The following is a 14,721-nucleotide window of genomic DNA, read 5'->3' as shown; positions in this document are numbered from 1 at the left end:
GCAAACACACAAAAACCGCCGATTATTCGGCGGTTTTGTCGTACTTGCTCAGTTTATATTGAAGCGTTTGACGAGGGATACCCAACATTTTTGCGGCTTGTAATATATTCCCTTCCGTTTCAATCAACGCTTGATCTATTAATTCTTTTTCTGTTTGATGAAGTGCTTCTCTAAGTGGCATTATACCCTTCTTCTTCGAAAACTTCTCTTTCCGAAATGTACGTGGTAAACAATTGGCTGTTAATGTATTCCCTTCTGCAATAATAACAGCATGTTCAATCGTATGTTTTAACTCCCGTACATTTCCAGGCCACTGATAAGCTTGCAGTCTATCTTTCGCTTCCTCATCAATTTGAAGTACACCTTTTTTATAACTTTTATTATATTCTTTCAAAAAATAAGATGCTAATAATAGTACATCCTCAGTTCTTTCACGAAGCGGTGGGATATATAATGAAAATACGTTTAAGCGATAATATAAATCAGTGCGAATTTTATTCTCTCGTAAACATATTTCTGGAGGCTGGTTCATCGCGGTAATAACACGAACATCTACTTTTCTCGTCTTATTATCACCAATTCTTCTAATGACTCCATCTTCTAACACTCGTAACATTTTTGCCTGCAAATCAAGAGGCATTGAATTCAGTTCATCTAAAAATAATGTACCACCATCAACAAGTTCAAATAGCCCAGCTCTTTCAATCGCTCCCGTATAGCTTCCTTTTGTCGTTCCAAACAATAAACTTTCTAATAGCGACTCTGGTAAAGCTGCACAGTTTTGTGCAATAAATGGCTTGTTTTTTCTTTTAGAAGCTTCATGAATTGCTTGTACGAACAGTTCTTTTCCCGTTCCTGTTTCACCATATATTAAAACATTCGCGTCTGTTGGTGCTACTTTTTGTGCTAACTCTTTCGTCTGTTTAAACCGCGTATCATTTGTCACTATCGTCTCAAATGCAGCGTGCTTTTTAATCACTTTTTTTCTAGATGATCGCTTTATTTTCGACTGTAAGTCAACAATTGTGTCAGTAAGCTTTTGAATTGTAGAGTAATCCTTTGCAATTTCAACAGCCCCAGCAATATTCCCATCTATAAAAATAGGTAACGTCGTATTTACTGTACAAACATCTTCACCATTTAAATTTTGATAATGTTGTACCTGATGTACGATAGGTTTTTTTGTATCTAGTACTTTCATCAATGTACTCGTTTCCCTTGATAAAGACGGGAACGCTTCTAACAGATGTTTCCCTAACACTTTTTCAATCTTCGATCCATCGTGTTTTGCAGCTACAGAATTATAAAATATTGTAATTCCATTTTCATCTACAGCGTGTATAGCCTCATCAATACTGCCCAAAATCGCTTCAATGACTTCTTGTGTCGAAACTGCTAGCAATGTCATCCCCCCTCTTGCCGAAAATCCAGCAATTACATGCCGAATTTTCGGCACACCTATGTGCGATTGTAAGCATGACGATTCCGTTCTATAATTTTAATCAATTTTATATTTTCATTAGATAACTCGAAACTCTAATTAGTACGGCTTTTTCAAACACCCAGCTCCACCTAACTGTTTTGCTTTACAGCCAAATTTTGAGGTGGAAGTTTTACTGCTTTCGAATAGCTAGATAGATCTTTCACCCATATATTCATATCTTCCAACTTATCGAAAATGTAGCAATTATTCGCCAGTCTTCCTGTATACGTATAGCCTAATTGATGAAAGGCAGCATTCATTCCGAAAGAAAGCGATCGAGCAATTGTATAGGAGCAGAAAATAGATCTTTCTTGAAGTTCTTCCTCTAATTTAATTAGTAAACTTTTCATAAATCCATGTTTACGGTATTCAGGTAAAGTAGCACAATTCGTTAATTCTGCATTCCCTTCCTTTATGTTCATTTCTGCAGATGCTGTACTAATAATTTTCCCCTCAAATTCATACACGTAGTAAATTGTATCGTCTTCTTTCATCGTCTGTAATACATAACTCGCTTCATTTAAAGGTGTCGGATACACTTCAAATACTTTTCCGAATACAGTTGCTAATTCTTCTGCATCTTCTTCAGTCGCTTTTCTCAGCAAAAATTTCTTTGGAACTACTTTTTCTTTTATTTCTTTTCCTTTTACACCGCTTAATATAGTATCTTCCTCAATCCAATGCATACTATTTCGTCTTTCATCATTATTATATTTCACAAAAAAGTATGCATCGTGTCCTTGAAAATAATGAGGTATCGTTGCTTCCAACAAAAAACCGAAAGAGAGCCATGTTGAAACATGCTCTCCCTTTCCTTTAATAATACATTTAGTGAAAGAATGTTTCTCTGCTAGTTCGTCAATTGTCTGTATAATACTTTCAACATTTCCTGTATAGTGATCTACCCGAATACGCTTATTAAAATAATCTAAAACACCTTCTACTGTATAACAATTCGTCTGTTCTCTAAAAGATTCATAGTATTTCATTTTTTCACCTCACACCAATCTAGTAATGTACATGCAATAATTTTTGCGGCAGCTATCATTTTATCAACTTCTATATATTCGTTTGGATAGTGTGCTACTTTCGTCTCTCCTGGACCAAATACTATTGTTGGTACGTTTGCAATTTGTGTAAATAAACCTCCATCAGTCCCCCACGGAGATGCTTCAATAATTGGTTCGTTCCCTTCGATTTCAACAAAGTTGTGATGAAGTGTCGTAATGAGTTCATGATTCTCTTCTAGTTCACCAGGAACCCATCTCGCTCCAAACCATTCTACTTCTACTGGATTTTCAACAAACCAATTGTCCACATCATTTAATTCAGCAATCCAATTCTCAAACTCTTCTTTTGCCGCCTCTATAGTCTCATTCGGCGCAACACCGCATCTTCCTTCTAAAATTAATTCATCGGGAACAGAACTTGGCCAACTCCCTCCTTCAATTTTCCCAATGTTAATTGGAATTGGAATCGGAATTTCTTTAAATAACGGATCTGTAATTCGACTATTTCTTTTCTCCTCTAGCTTTCTTACATGTTCTATAACAAACATACTTTTTTCAATTGCACTAACCCCTTCATAGCGCGTTCCACCGTGTGCAGCTTTCCCTTTTACACGTAGACGAAACCACATAGAACCTTGTTGTTTCGGGAAAAACTTCATATTAGTAGGCTCCGGAATAATGACACCATCTGCCTTATATCCTCGTAATATAGTTGCCAATGTCCCTGCTCCGCCACTTTCCTCTTCTATTACACTTTGAAAATAGATGTCTCCTTTTAATTCAATGTTAGATTCAATAATTGCTTCCATCGCAAGCATAAGTGCGACATTTCCGCCCTTCATATCCGTCGTTCCACGGCCATATATACGATTTCCGATTTTCTCACCGCTATAAGGATGATGTTCCCACTGATTCACATCCCCTTCTGGAACTACATCAATATGCCCATTCAATATCATAGATTTCCCGTCGCCACTTCCTTTTAAAGTTGCTACAATATTTGGGCTATCTGAAAAACTTGTACGGGGTGATACAAAATAAGGATGATCTTTCATTTTAGAAAAAGAAGGCTCCCATATATCGAGCTCTAAACCTAATTCACGTAATTTTTCAATCACAATTGCCTGCGCACCGCTTTCATCACCAGATACGCTCTTTTCTTGAATTAATCGTTTTAAAAATTTCACACTTTCCTCTTCATGGCTCTCAATATAATCACAAACTTGCTTTTTTAATTGCTCCATATATTACATCTCCCTTCATTCAATTACTAGTAAGTTAGAACTAATTTGAAAATCAGCTTCTGTATGTCGTTTTATATCTTCTACTGTGTATGGGCTCATTAATTCTTGTAATATAAGTCCACTCGGAGTTACCTCCATGACTGCCATATCAGTAATAATTAAATCTACACATTTCTTTGAAGTTAATGGCAATGTACACTCTGAAACAATTTTTGCATTTCCGTACTTATCAACATGATTCATTACAACAACGACCCGCTTCGCTTTTTGTGCTAAATCCATTGCTCCACCAATACCTGGAACACGTTTTCCAGGTACAATCCAGTTTGCTAAATCACCATTTTCACTTACTTGTAATGAACCAAGAATCGTTATGTCTAGCAAACCTTTTCGAATCATCCCAAACGCTGTGCAGCTATCGAAATAACTCGCTCCTGTTATAAGAGAAGTTGGTAAACCTGCTGCATTACACAAATTTTCATCTTCATTCCCTTTACTTGGCGTTGGTCCCATGCCGACGATTCCATTTTCCGCATGAAACATAACATTTATGTCGTCAGGCAAATGATTTGGTACAAGCGATGGTATGCCAATACCTAAATTTACAATCATACCATTTTGTATTTCTTTCGCCGCACGCCTAGCAATCTTATCCCTCACTTCTACGCCCATACCCATTTCCAGTTCACTCCTTCCGACGGTACAATATAATTTACGAAAACACCTGGAACGACAATTTCCTCTGGATCTAAACTTCCAAGCGGGACTATTTCTTCTGCTTCTACAATTGTTATATCCCCAGCCATAGCTACATGGGGATTCATATTTCGTGCACTTTTGTCAAATACAAGATTACCAAACGGATCTGCCTTTTTCGCATATACAATTGAAACTTCAGCAGTTAATGCTGTTTCAACTAAGTAGGTCTTACCATTCATTTCAACTGTTCGTTTTCCCTCTTCCACAATCGTATCAACACCAACATCAACTAAAACACCACCAAGACCAACGCCACCAGCGCGAATACGCTCTGCTAATGTTCCCTGCGGAGAAAACTCAATTTGTAATCTTCCCTCGTTTAGTTGCCTTCCTGCATTTGGATTGGAGCCAATGTGAGAAGTAATTATTGATTTAACTCTTTCATTTGTAACAAGACGACCGATACCTACATCAGGAAATCCAGTGTCATTTCCAATTAAATTTAAATTTGTAACGCCTTTTTCTAAAATTGCCTGTATTAAAGATGGAGGGGATCCAATCCCTCCAAATCCCCCAAACATCAATGTCATATCATCATGGAACAAAGAAATTACTTCCTCAATTTCTTTTAATTTACCGAATGTATTTGTAATAGTTGTCATGCGATACTATGCCCTCCTTTTTGCATCATCTCTTCCACACTTTTAGAGAAAATTGAAAGTAATTCATCTAACTCGGAATATGTAGTTGTCATTGGCGGTGCTACAAGCAGTGCACTATCTTCTTTTCCTGCTTGCCCTGAAACTGCTTGGTATAAAAGCAGACCATTTTTAGCTGCAACTGAAATAAGCTCTGACGCTTTTGTAAACGGTTGCAATTCTACTCCGATTAGCAACCCTTTTCCGCGCACATCAGCAATGATTGTCGATTGTTGCTGAACTTTCTGTAAGCCTTTTATTAAATACTCTCCCTTTTCTGCTGTTTTTTCAGGAAGATTATGTTTCTCCATATATTCAATAACAGCTAAAGCCGTTGCTGCAGACAATGGATTTGCACTTAACGTATGACCGCTCATTACTGAACGTGATCCACGTAATATTGGTTCCATAACACGATCACTTACAACTGTCGCTGCCATCGGTGTATATCCCGCTCCTAACCCTTTACCAAGTGTCATAATATCCGGCTCTACGCCCCAATGCTCCATCGCAAACCATGCTCCAGTACGACCAAGCCCAGTCATTACTTCATCCGCAATAAATAAAATATCGTAATGGTCGCAAATCTCTTTAATGACTTTATAATAGTCTTTCGGCGGAACAACCGCGCCTCCAGCTGCTCCGATAATCGGCTCAGCAATAAAAGCAGCAATATGCTCTGCACCAATTCTTTCAATTGATCTTTCTAGTTCAGTCGCACATGCCAGCTGACAAGTTGGATATACCTTTTGAACAGGACATCTGAAACAATATGGAGCTGGTATAGTCGGATAATCTTCCAAAATAGATACGAAGCGTTGTCTACGTAGTGGATGCCCAGACATCGATAAAGCACCCATCGTAATACCGTGATAACTCATCCATCTTGATAAAATTTTATGTTTCCCTTGAATACCTCGCTCTTGAAAATGCTGAATTGCAATTTTCATAGCTGTTTCATTCGCTTCCGTACCACTATTTACAAAAAAACTCCAGTTCAAATCTCCTACACTTAAATCACTTAACTTCTTCGCTAATTTTTCAGCTGCTTCACTCGTAAACTGTGATCTATAAACAAAAGCAATCTCCTCAGCTTGCTTTTTAATAACGTCTGCAATCTCCTTTACGCCATGCCCAATACCTGCCGTAATTGCTCCTGACGAACCATCAAAATATTTATTGCCATTTTGATCATACAAATAAACACCTTTTCCATGTGAAATCATTGGATACGGCTGACCAACAAGTGGTTTAATTAAGTAATCGCGCATAGCGCTCCCCCATTTCTCCAATTTGTATATATATATGAAGAAAATTGACGTTTCTTTCATAAAAAAGAATCCTCTGCAAAAGCAGTGAATTTATCAAAAAACTATTATAAAATATACAAATGAGTGCTTAAAAATTTTTATAAAACAGAAAATTCAGAACTGAAAACGAAGACCAACCCTTTTCTATACGCCCAAATACCCCTCCCTTTTATATGAAATGAGTACATCACCAAATGTTTTTATAGCATAATGCCAGCTGTCCTTAAATGCCGACATTCTGTACACTTCGACGGAACTCCCGTTAAACTCCTTCCTATTATCCTACTTTAAATTGCATATTTTAAAACAAATTTCGACACCCACCTTACTAATCAATTCAGATTCCTATTCATTATGTAAACTTTTCAGTTTTAAACTATAAAAAAAGAACCGATTAACCACACTAATCAGTTCGTCATGACGCTCTCTTATGGGTTAATACTGTCAATTGCTAAAATAAATAGAAAAATGAAGTTTACAAATTCATCCTACAGCCTATAACACAAAACCTTTTCATAACTTCATTCACAATTACTATCGGGATATCCCTATCCCGAAGTGGCACTCCTTTCCTCAGATTCAAAGTATCTTTCCTTTATAATTTATGTAGGACAATTATCACTTTGTATGTGTATTTGCCTATAATTAAAAAAATCCCTAGTTTTCTAGCGATTTTTGGACATGTATTCAATATGTTAATTGAAATGCACTTTCAACTTGGCATTTATTTTACTTTCGTACAGTCATATGTACTGCTTTACTCTGCGAAATTCTCGTAAGCACCAGCACCTCTTTATGAAAACATATTTGTTGTCAATTTTTAATTTTCCCTTTATAAAATCATTTTTTTTGCATAACCGCTTTCTTGCTTCGCATATAGTTTTAATGATGACAAAGGAGGAATGTTCATGTCTCAATCTGAAATCGAAAAATATGGACAAGAAGTTACACAATACGAACAACTCGCACGTTACTATCAGTTTCGTAATCCTAAAAAATATATAGAATTATATATGAAATATTACGATGCACTATCAAAACTTGTACAGGCGTATGAAACAAGAGACTCACAAGAAGCTGCTTTACCGTCACATATAAGAATTTTTCATGCCGATCCAAATATACCAGCGGTTGACATTTTAGTAAACGGACAAACGGTTATTAAAAATATTTCATTTAAGCAATTCAGCCCTTATTTATCATTAGTGCAAGGTAAATACCGTATAGATATTGTTCCTGTCGGAAATGAAACTCCAATCTTTTCAGCGTTGGTACCAATAATGGGAAATCATACTTATACTCTCGCTGCAATAAATAGTGATAATCACCTACAATTACAGCCTATACTTGATAATACACATTTACCAGCTGGTCAAGCCAAAATACGGTTTGCACATTTCTCTCCAGATACCCCTGTTGTAAACGTAGATTTAAAAGATGGGGATCATTTATTTGAAAATGTACTCTTTAAACAAATAACAGATTTTTTGCAAGTTAGCCCTGGTACAGCAGATATTGAAATTTCACTCGCAGATAATAAAAACGTTTTATTGACTATACCGAAATTCAATGTTGAACCAAATGTTATTTATACAATTTCAATAGTAGGTTATTCAACTAAAGATCCTAAATTAGAAGCCCTTATACTCACAAATTAAAACAGTCTACACCATTCATTTGGTGTAGACTGTTTATTTTTGAAATGCAATTTGAAATTCTGTCCAATCGTTATCTGATCGACACATAATGGATCCATTATGTTTTTCCACAATTTGTTTACATACAAATAATCCAATACCAGTTCCTAACTTTTTAGTAGTTACAAATGGTTCAAAAATCGTTTCTACATTTTCAGCTGGAATCATTGGTCCATTATTTTTTATCACAATTCGAATAGCTTGATCTTCTTCAAATACATCAATGATAATTTTTCGTTCTTCTTTCATTGATTCAAGAGCATCAATTGAATTCATTAATATGTTTAAAAATACTTGCCTCACTTCACTCCGATAACCAACAAGCGGAATTGGATACGGTAAATTCTTTTCAATCAAAACATTCGCATTGACCAAACTCGGATATAAGAATTGTATAATGTCTTGAAACAAGTCATTAAGCCAAAACCGTTCCGATTCATTCCACATTTCTTTTTTCGATACGAGTAAAAATTGCGAAATACGAAAATTTAATTGATCTAATTCATGCGAAATAATATCTAAATACGATAAACTCGGATGATCCGCCTTTAATAATTTAACAAACCCCATAATGGAAGTAAGCGGATTACGAAATTCATGTACAAAACTAGCTGACATTTGCCCTAAAATCGTCAGCCTTTCTTTATGTGTTTCGTTAATATATTGCTGTTTTTCCTCTAAATTCTTCGATATAATTTCCGAGTATTTTAAAACGGTATAATAAATTAATTTGTCAAAACAAGTATGTATTTTTGCCATAATTGGTTTCAATTCACGAGCGCTAACATCTAATTCACACATCGCTTCGAAAAGTTCATTTCTTCTCACGTTTGCGTTATAAACAAAATCTCCAATATTCGCATCTGCTCCAGCACGTTCAATAGCAATTTTCTCACATAACGGTTGAAGATAATTTATATCTTTATCTTCCATAGTAAGTTCGATAATTAACTCTAGTAAATCCTCTCCATTTTGAACTACTTCTAGTTTAAATGGATCTTTTTCGGAAATTATCATTTTGTTTTTCCAGTTCTCTACGAATTGGTGCCTATTGTTTTTCAAGTGTGAACAAAATATTTCTTTAATATCCTTATCGATTGGAAAAACCTCCATTCCCTCCATTTCCATACGACGAATACCCTTTATATTTTGAATATTAACACAAAAAATACGATTCGTTAATAGATTTTTGTCACATTTTGTTAATTTCTGTTGATAAAATTATTTTTTCTTTCTTATTTAACTAATTGTATACAAATCCCCTTTTTCCTTCACATATTTTCATTATTTCCGTAATCAAAACGACTTTTTTTTGCATCATTTTTAATTCTTGCGTACAATAGAAAATGAAAGGTGTGAAAAATATGGTAAATAAAAATGTGGAAGATTATCTCCAAGAAGGCATTTACGGCCAAAAGCAAAACAAACCAGAAGAACGTAATATGTATTTAACTACATTACGTGAGCGTGTGGAAATCGCTTTAACAATCGGTCAAGTAATGCAAAGTAATGTATACTCTGAAGTAGCGGGTAGCATGCGCTCTTCTCAATCATTACAACTCCTCCTAAATGGTGGCATTGCTTACCCACATTTATCAAAATACATTAAATTAGCAAACGAAAAAAATGTTCCTTTTACAATTGTTCAAAATAAAGATACAAAAACACCAATCGGTTTAGTATTAACTCATGCTACTGCTATAGATAAAGAACAAATTTATGTAGAAGATACTATTTTCAAACAAGAAATGAAGTAAAAGTTACACTTAATTAAATAGTTACTAGAAGCGTAAAAAACGAGTATGGAATCGTAAACATTTCCTACTCGTTTTTTAGTGCAAGTTTTAAGTTTTTCCACTTTATTTTTTAATACATACTAATTTCATTTCTGTCATTTCTTCTATTGCATATTTAATTCCTTCGCGTCCCGTGCCACTTTCTTTCACACCACCATAAGGCATATGATCTACTCTGAACGTTGGAATATCATTAATCATGACACCACCAACCTCTAGCTCATCAATTGCACGCATTGCTTTAAATAAATTATTTGTAAATACTCCTGCCTGTAAGCCGTAACGCGAATTATTTACTTGCCCAATCGCTTCATCAAATTCTTTAAATGTATTTACTGTCATGAGTGGACCGAATACTTCTTGGCACTGCACAGATACATGATCTGGAACATTTGTTAATACAGTCGGTTCAAAAATTCTTGCATCCCGCTTCTTACCACCGCATAAAACAGTTGCTCCTTCCTTAATTGCTTCTTGAACCCACATATCAATTCGCTCTACATCTCTTTTTGAAATTAAAGCTGATACATCCGTTTCCTCAAGCAGTGGATCACCAACAACAACTGATTCCATCGCTTTCTTTAGCTTCGAAAGAAATTCATGCATTTTCGTTTCATGTACAAAAACACGTTGTACTGAAATACAAACTTGCCCGTTATTAACAAATGCTCCCCATTTTACACGTTCAATTATTTCATCTGTTAACTCTACATCTTCATCAATGATAACAGCAGCATTTGAGCCTAGTTCTAACGTAACTCGTTTTAGCCCAGCCTTTTGTTTTATTCCGATTCCAACTTTTGGACTTCCGGTAAAAGTAATAGAAGCAACGTAATCATTTTTGACGATTGCCTCACCAACCGTGGAGCCAGGGCCAGAAATGATATTTAAAGCTCCATTTGGCAATCCTGCCTCTTCAAATAACTCAACTAATGCATAAGATGATAATGGCGTTTGATCAGCTGGCTTTAATACAACTGTATTTCCGGCAGCGATTGCTGGTCCAACTTTATGCGCTACTAAATTTAATGGGAAATTAAATGGTGTAATAGCCCCTATAACCCCAATCGGCTTTCGGATTGTATATGCAATACGCCCATCTGCACCAGGTGCGGCGTCTAATGGCAATGTCTCACCATATATACGCTTCGCTTCTTCAGCTGCAAATTTGTATGTTTGAACAGTACGATCTACTTCTCCCCTTGCAGCACGTATTGGTTTTGCAGCTTCTTTTGCAATAATCTCTGCAAATTCTTCTCTTCTTTCATCCATTTTTTGTGCAACTTTCTCTAAAATAGTCGCACGATCATATGCAGATAATGTATTCATTTTTGTCATTGCATTTTTTGCAGCGGTAACAGCCTCTTTTACATCTTCTTCCGTGCCTTGTGCAATTTCCGCTAATGTTTCTTCAGAATATGGTGCGTATAATGGTTTATACGTGTTTACAGATTTCCAATCTCCATTTATATATAAATGCTTTTTCATACTTCTGCTCCTTCCAAATATATGTATACAACAATACTTCACCTAGTGAAAGGTTTGACTTATGTCATTGTATCATAGCCCTTATCCCTCAAAAAACATTATGCTCAAAAAAACTCTGCTATATAGCAGAGTTTACGAGCTAATTTGCTCTTGTAACGAAATTTGTTTTTCATCTTCTAAAATAACAATCGATTCTACTATCTTTGTAACTTCTAATCTTTTTATATAATGTCCATCTAATTCTTTCACACAAAACTTATAATTTTCAATTTCAATGGAATCCTCTTCAGCAATCTCTATATTCTTCGTTAAAATCCAACCACCGATTGTATCAACACCATCATCATCAATCCCTAAACCAAATAACGTATTCACTTCACTAACAAGTACTTTTCCCTCTAGTATCGTCTTCGTTTCACTAACTTGTTGAATTTCTGGCTGCTCATCCGTATCAAACTCATCCTGAATATCTCCAACAATTTCTTCCAGAATATCTTCAACAGTAACAAGTCCAGATGTTCCACCATATTCATCTATCAATATAGCAATATGTGTTCTTTCTTTTTGCATTTTCAAAAACAAATCATGAATTGGAATAGAATCGATAACTAAAATAATTGGTCTCATATATTGCTCTACTGTCTTCTTATTAACAGCTTTATGTTGTACAAATTCAGTAAAAATATCTTTAAAATTCACAAAACCTATTACGTGGTCTTTGTCGCCATCAACAACTGGATACCTTGTATATTTTTCACGAGACATTTTTTGCAAAGCTTCTTCAGCAGGCATCTCTTTACTTATAATATTCATTTCAGTTCGAGGTACCATTATTTCTTTTGCAATCCGATCATCAAATTCAAAAATTTTATTCACATATTTATATTCAGATTGATTAATCTCACCATTTCTATAACTTTCTGAAACTAACAACCGTAATTCTTCTTCTGAATGAACCTCATCATGCCCCTTCGGCGGTTTCAGCCCTAGCAGCTTCGTAATGATTCGAGCTGAACCATTTAATAGCCAAATGAATGGGAATGCAATACGATAAAAGAAAATTAACGGTTTAGAAACAAGCAAACTCACTTGTTCAGACTTTTGAATTGCAAATGTTTTTGGGGCCAATTCCCCTATTACAACATGTAAAAAAGTAATTAACAAAAATACTAAAATTACAGCAAAAATGTCTGCTAGTTGAGTAGAGATATTCCAATTTGCAAAAAGCGTATCAAACATTTGCTTTAACGCAGGTTTACCAAACCACCCAATTCCTAAAGCTGTAACAGTAATTCCTAGCTGACAAGCAGATAAATATTCGTCTAAGTTTGTAATGACTGTTTTGACCGATGTTGCACGATTATTTCCTTCTGCAATTAAATAGTCAATTCGTGAACTTCTCACTTTAACAATTGCAAATTCTGCTGCAACGAAAAATGCCGTTAAGGCAATTAAAACAATCACTATACTTATACTATATATGTCCAAATACTTTTCCTTACTTACTTTGTAAGCAAGGAAGCCACCTCCTACTTAATTTTATTCAAGTGAAGTAAGCATTCTAATACTCTAACAAAATTCTACATTAGCAACCACCTTTTTATATATTATATGCATACATAAAAAAGATATTTATCATTATGATAATCTAATTCATTTACACTCGTCAAATTATTCTAAATGTTACGATAAGACATTTTTATTTAAAAGAACTATTCTCCTCAACTCAATTTCGTGAAAAAACACTTTCTTTGCCGATTCCACACTTCTTTTGTCGCACTAGAAGGGAACTTACTTCATAGCTCGAAATCATTCAACAGGATATATATAGGAGGGATTATTTTGGAATATAAAACACCATTTATCGCAAAGAAATTAGGTGTTAGCCCAAAGGCTGTTGTCCGGATCGCACAACAATTAAATCTTACGATAGAGAAAAACAAATATGGCCACTTTATTTTCACACAAGAGGATGTCGATCAAATGTTAGAACACCATCGATTTCAAATAGAGCAATCTCAAAATTCTCAATCTACTCAAAAGGCTTCCTCAAATGAAGTTGAGGAATTAAAAACTCAAGTTAATACAATTGTTCAAAACATATCATCGAATGATTTTGAGCAATTAGCTAATCAATTAAACACTATTACGAGAAGACTTGATCGAATGGAAGAACAAATGCAAGATAAGGCAAATGATGTCGTCACGTACCAACTTTTACAACACCGTCGTGAAATGGAGGAAATGTTAGAGCGAATTCAAAAGTTAGAAGCTGCCCTAACGAAAGAAGAACCCATTTATATTACTCCGGATTCAAAACCAACATATGAACGAGAAAAGAAACCGAAGCGCCGCAAAATGATTTTTAGTATATTTGGATTATAATTTTTAGACCCTTATTAAAATAATAAGGGTCTTTTTTAATGAAGAGTTATATCCTATACAAATATTATTCTCTTTATTATACATATTCACTTCGCTTTATTTCGTTAACATAATATTTTTACTGTATTCTGTAATTAATGCCTGTGCATGAGCATTCCCTTGAATCACATCACGAAATTCTTTTAAAGAATACAAATGCGTAACCCCTTTTCGAGCATGAATTCTTACTGGTACACCTTGTAAAGTATCATGAAACTGAAAAGGATTATCTATTGGTTCAATTGGAAAACCAAGTGTAAGTAAATACATATACATTCTTTTTGTTACTGCTGCAATGTACCATTCAGCTTTTGTTTCTAACGCATGTATAAATAAAATAGCTGTTAGCCTTTTGAAATGTCCTCTTCCACGAGACGTTTTCGAAATACTTAACTTGCCTATTTCATATACATTCTTCAAATCTTTTACTAAATCATTTTTAGAAAACGGATAGAAAAACTCAGAATTTGATTGTTCAGGTACCGTATACTTAATACATTCTACTGTACCAATAGGATGTTCATCTTCTATTAATAAAAATCGTGATGGATTTAAATTACGTTCTACGAACATTAAGTTTCTTTCTTCACAAAAATCTCCCCATAGTTGCTCGAACCCAAAATGTTCTTCCTTTGTTTGAACACGCTGGAACATATTTAACCGCCTTTCCCATCGCCGCTCTGTTTTTTGATAACGCTTTCACTATCTATCATATAAGAACAAATCTTCGTATGCAACTAAAAATATTTATGACTTATTATATTCTGCAAAATGAATTAGATTCCAATTTAATCGACTTTTATCCCGCGCTCACATTCCTTTTAATAACACATTTGTAGCACTTTTCAAATCTCAATTACACTACGTTTCTT

At 34.9% G+C, this 14,721-nt stretch carries 13 protein-coding genes; 3 read left to right on the top strand and 10 right to left on the bottom strand.

What is annotated here, in order from left to right; all coding sequences use genetic code 11:
* Positions 1 to 22: 22 nt before the first annotated feature.
* The 6 genes from rocR to NST90_RS11015 all read right to left on the bottom strand — a co-directional run bounded on the left by rocR (position 23) and on the right by NST90_RS11015 (position 6,405).
* A complete protein-coding gene (rocR, locus tag NST90_RS11040; protein ID WP_011110073.1) occupies positions 23 to 1,408 on the bottom strand; it encodes an arginine utilization transcriptional regulator RocR in 1,386 nt (461 codons plus the stop codon).
* Positions 1,409 to 1,572: 164 nt separating this feature from the next.
* On the bottom strand, positions 1,573 to 2,472 hold the full coding sequence (gene ablB / locus NST90_RS11035; protein WP_044306985.1) for a putative beta-lysine N-acetyltransferase: 900 nt from the start codon (positions 2,470 to 2,472) through the stop codon (positions 1,573 to 1,575).
* A complete protein-coding gene (locus tag NST90_RS11030) occupies positions 2,469 to 3,737 on the bottom strand; it encodes a peptidase (RefSeq protein WP_000436698.1) in 1,269 nt (422 codons plus the stop codon). Before NST90_RS11030 ends, ablB begins: the two co-directional genes overlap by 4 nt.
* Before the next feature lie 15 nt (positions 3,738 to 3,752).
* Entirely contained in the window at positions 3,753 to 4,415 is a 663-nt protein-coding gene (locus NST90_RS11025) for a CoA transferase subunit B (protein ID WP_000525277.1), read from the bottom strand.
* Positions 4,400 to 5,098 (bottom strand): acetate CoA-transferase subunit alpha, encoded by a 699-nt coding sequence (atoD, locus tag NST90_RS11020; RefSeq protein WP_000208102.1) that lies wholly within the window; start codon positions 5,096 to 5,098, stop codon positions 4,400 to 4,402. Before atoD ends, NST90_RS11025 begins: the two co-directional genes overlap by 16 nt.
* Positions 5,095 to 6,405, bottom strand: a complete 1,311-nt coding sequence (locus NST90_RS11015; RefSeq protein ID WP_046392667.1) for an aspartate aminotransferase family protein — start codon at positions 6,403 to 6,405, stop codon at positions 5,095 to 5,097. Before NST90_RS11015 ends, atoD begins: the two co-directional genes overlap by 4 nt.
* Positions 6,406 to 7,352: 947 nt before the next feature.
* Here NST90_RS11015 and NST90_RS11010 point away from each other — a divergent pair.
* Entirely contained in the window at positions 7,353 to 8,102 is a 750-nt protein-coding gene (locus NST90_RS11010; RefSeq protein ID WP_000083285.1) for a DUF4397 domain-containing protein, read from the top strand.
* A 33-nt stretch (positions 8,103 to 8,135) separates the two neighbouring features.
* Here NST90_RS11010 and NST90_RS11005 read toward each other — a convergent pair whose 3' ends face one another.
* Positions 8,136 to 9,269 carry a BA2291 family sporulation histidine kinase gene (locus tag NST90_RS11005; RefSeq protein ID WP_326047674.1) on the bottom strand — a complete coding sequence of 378 codons (1,134 nt, stop codon included), beginning with the start codon at positions 9,267 to 9,269 and terminating at the stop codon, positions 8,136 to 8,138.
* A 236-nt stretch (positions 9,270 to 9,505) separates the two neighbouring features.
* On the opposite strand from NST90_RS11005, the gene NST90_RS11000 reads away from it, so the two are divergent.
* Complete coding sequence (locus NST90_RS11000; protein WP_000247558.1) at positions 9,506 to 9,898, top strand: YueI family protein; 393 nt, start codon at positions 9,506 to 9,508, stop codon at positions 9,896 to 9,898.
* Positions 9,899 to 10,000: 102 nt separating this feature from the next.
* Here NST90_RS11000 and NST90_RS10995 read toward each other — a convergent pair whose 3' ends face one another.
* Complete coding sequence (locus tag NST90_RS10995; protein ID WP_000716460.1) at positions 10,001 to 11,425, bottom strand: aldehyde dehydrogenase family protein; 1,425 nt, start codon at positions 11,423 to 11,425, stop codon at positions 10,001 to 10,003.
* 132 nt (positions 11,426 to 11,557) lie between these two features.
* Positions 11,558 to 12,913, bottom strand: coding sequence for a hemolysin family protein (locus tag NST90_RS10990; RefSeq protein ID WP_000356250.1), 1,356 nt, complete (start codon positions 12,911 to 12,913; stop codon positions 11,558 to 11,560).
* 354 nt (positions 12,914 to 13,267) lie between these two features.
* Here NST90_RS10990 and racA point away from each other — a divergent pair, with 354 nt between their 5' ends.
* Positions 13,268 to 13,810: a chromosome-anchoring protein RacA gene (racA, locus tag NST90_RS10985; RefSeq protein WP_000456023.1), complete on the top strand. Its 543-nt coding sequence runs from the start codon at positions 13,268 to 13,270 to the stop codon at positions 13,808 to 13,810.
* A 96-nt stretch (positions 13,811 to 13,906) separates the two neighbouring features.
* Here racA and NST90_RS10980 read toward each other — a convergent pair whose 3' ends face one another.
* Entirely contained in the window at positions 13,907 to 14,503 is a 597-nt protein-coding gene (locus NST90_RS10980) for a hypothetical protein (protein ID WP_000487796.1), read from the bottom strand.
* Between the last annotated feature and the right edge of the window lie 218 nt (positions 14,504 to 14,721).

Origin of the sequence: Bacillus sp. FSL E2-8900 (assembly GCF_037966225.1) — a bacterium.
In the GTDB taxonomy this organism is placed as follows: Bacteria; Bacillota; Bacilli; order Bacillales; family Bacillaceae_G; genus Bacillus_A; species Bacillus_A cereus.
Note: the sequence above shows the minus strand (reverse complement) of the source record. Positions and strands in the feature narration are given on the sequence as shown.